Consider the following 2429-nt stretch of genomic DNA (forward strand, 5'->3'; position numbering starts at 1 on the left):
AGCAGATCGACAATTTCGAAATCGGCGTCAAGAAGACCTTCGGCGACCGCGTCCGCCTGAACGCGTCGTTTTTCTACAACTTCGTCAACAATCTGCAACGTGAACTGGCTTTCGGCGAGGACCTCCCTGCCCCGGACCCGATCACGGGTCGCCCCGTCATCACCTTTGTGGATGGGCGGCCGACCATACAGACGGTGCAGAACATCGTGCAGGTGATTCGGAATACGGCCGACGCCGAATTCTGGGGCTTGGAAATGGAGGGGATGGTGGTTCTCTCCCCCGGCTTAGTCTTTTTTGGCTCGCTCGGCTATGTCGAGCCGGACTACACCACGGTCAAGTTCGACCTCAACCGGGACGGCAAGCTGGACGACAAGGACGAGGACCTCGAACCGCCGCGGGCTGCGCACTGGACCTATAACCTGAGCCTGCTCCACAACATCCGCGTCGGTCCCCGCGCTCGGCTCGCCTCGCGCGTCATCTACGCCTACCGCGACAAAGAGTATACCAACGACGACAACACCGGATTCAACCGACAGCAGAAGATGTTACAGGCCGGAGTGGATGTCCATATCGACAACAGTCAGTGGGTGGTCGGCCTGTACGGCAAGAACCTGCTGGACTACGCGCGGTTCGGGACGGACATTCAACTGCCCACCGGCACTCTCTCGCCGTTGATGAGAGGGCGGGTGTTCGGCCTGGAGTTGACCCATCACTTCACCGATAGCTGAGTGCCGCGGCCCGGCCGTTTTCGGCTAGGATTTATCCGCCAGCTCTCGGCCCTTGCCCGGCGTCGGGTCTTTGACGAGGCCGTAGATTTGACGGCCCTCGTGGTCTTCGGGCAGATGCTCGGTAATCGGCGTACCCTCGGGTGTCACGAACAGCAGGCAGTGGCAGTATTTCCATTTCTTCATTTCGTCACAGGCACAGACCCACTCGCGACTGCGTTCGACCTCGGCTTTTTTGTCGGGATAAAAATTGCACGGGCAGAGCGGCCGGCCGACCTCGTCGATATTATTGGCCAGACCCAGAATCACCGATTCGGTCACCTCGGGCTCCGGATGACCTGAGGTGCCGGTTTTCTGCATGTATTTTTCAACGTAGACGCGCATGCGCTTAATGCTTTTCTCAGAGGGCTGGTCCATTGCTTGACTCCTCAACTCCTTATTCACGACGAATCGGTGCTTCGCCCTTAGTCTAGTATTTCAAGCGGGCCTATGCCACCCTCTGTGTGCTTCCGCTAGAGGAGAGCATATCCATGGCCCAGCAACTACCGAAAATTTATGTCACCCGTCAGCTTCCCGAAGCAGCGCTGGCTCCCTTGCGAACCTGCGGTGCCCTGTCTGTCTGGGAGTCGGATCAAGCCGTTTCGCGTGAGACCTTGCTATACGAGGTGCGCGACACTGTTGCCCTGCTGAGCCTGGTCACGGAGCGCATTGATGACGAGCTGCTCGACCGCGCGCCACAGCTCAGGATCGTCGCCAATATGGCCGTCGGGTATGACAATGTGGATGTCCCGGCGCTGACCCGTCGCAACATCGTCCTGACCAACACGCCGGGCGTTTTGACCGAAACCACGGCCGACCTGACCTTCGCGCTCATGCTGGGTATCGCCCGCCGTATCGGCGAAGGCGAACGCCGTGTGCGCGCCGGCCAGTGGCCGGTGTGGAGTCCGTTTGTCTTTCTTGGGACGGACGTTCATCAGGCCACGCTGGGCATTATCGGTCTGGGGCGTATTGGAGCCGCAGTCGCCCGGCGGGCGCAAGGTTTTGAGATGCGGGTGATCTACCATAATCGCGGTCAGAACAAAGAGGCCGAGGAGCAACTCGGGTGTACCTGGGTCGATATGGACACCCTGCTGAGCGAGTCGGACTTTGTGGTCGTGCTGGTTCCGCTCGGTCCGGAAACACGCCAGCTCATCTCGACGCCTCAGCTCAAAAAGATGAAGCCGACCGCCTTTTTGGTGAACGCTGCTCGTGGGCCTATTGTTGATACGCGTGCCCTGTACGCAGCCCTGCGGGACAAGGTCATCGCCGGAGCCGCACTTGATGTGACCGACCCGGAGCCGCTGCCCGCGGACGACCCGTTGCTGACGCTCGACAACTGCCTGGTTGTTCCTCACGTCGGCAGCGCCAGTATTGCCACCCGGATGCGCATGGCCACGCTGGCGGCGGAGAACCTCGCTGCCTTTCTCGGCGGCTGGCGGCCGCCCACGCCGGTGAATTCGGAGGTCCTGTAAGCTGGCGCGTTTCATTCCAGGCTGTAGCCCTGCCGTTGCGCTTGCGTCATGCCGGACATGATCCGGCATCCAGAGGCGGAGGGACGGGAGCCTGGATTCCGGCTTGCGCCGGAATGACGGCAGGGATCGGCTGGCTATATGGAAGCGTGCATTTTACGGCTGAAAATACGGGACCACGTATTTCCCAAACAGG

The 2429-nt window shown here is 60.4% G+C and carries 3 protein-coding genes; 2 read left to right on the top strand and 1 reads right to left on the bottom strand.

Annotated features, from left to right (window positions below):
- The coding region (locus tag OXG98_04510; GenBank protein MCY3771267.1) for a TonB-dependent receptor at positions 1–728 on the top strand (728 nt) is incomplete at its 5' end.
- A gap of 24 nt (positions 729–752) precedes the next feature.
- Here the strand turns inward: OXG98_04510 and OXG98_04515 are convergent.
- Entirely contained in the window at positions 753–1142 is a 390-nt protein-coding gene (locus OXG98_04515) for a ferredoxin:thioredoxin reductase (protein ID MCY3771268.1), read from the bottom strand.
- Between the two features lie 113 nt (positions 1143–1255).
- Between OXG98_04515 and OXG98_04520 the strand changes: the two genes are divergently transcribed.
- The gene (locus OXG98_04520; GenBank protein MCY3771269.1) at positions 1256–2236 is read left to right on the top strand and encodes a D-glycerate dehydrogenase; all 981 of its coding nucleotides are present in this window, start codon (positions 1256–1258) and stop codon (positions 2234–2236) included.
- The last annotated feature ends 193 nt before the right edge of the window (positions 2237–2429 follow it).

The sequence above is a fragment of the Gemmatimonadota bacterium genome (assembly GCA_026706345.1).
Taxonomy (GTDB): Bacteria; JAAXHH01; JAAXHH01; order JAAXHH01; family JAAXHH01; genus JAAXHH01.

Bases quoted from the DNA above. Each gene is read 5' to 3' on its own strand.
- OXG98_04515 (MCY3771268.1), bottom strand. From the start codon at position 1,142: ATGGACCAGCCCTCTGAGAAAAGCATTAAGCGCATGCGCGTCTACGTT.
- OXG98_04520 (MCY3771269.1), top strand. From the start codon at position 1,256: ATGGCCCAGCAACTACCGAAAATTTATGTCACCCGTCAGCTTCCCGAA.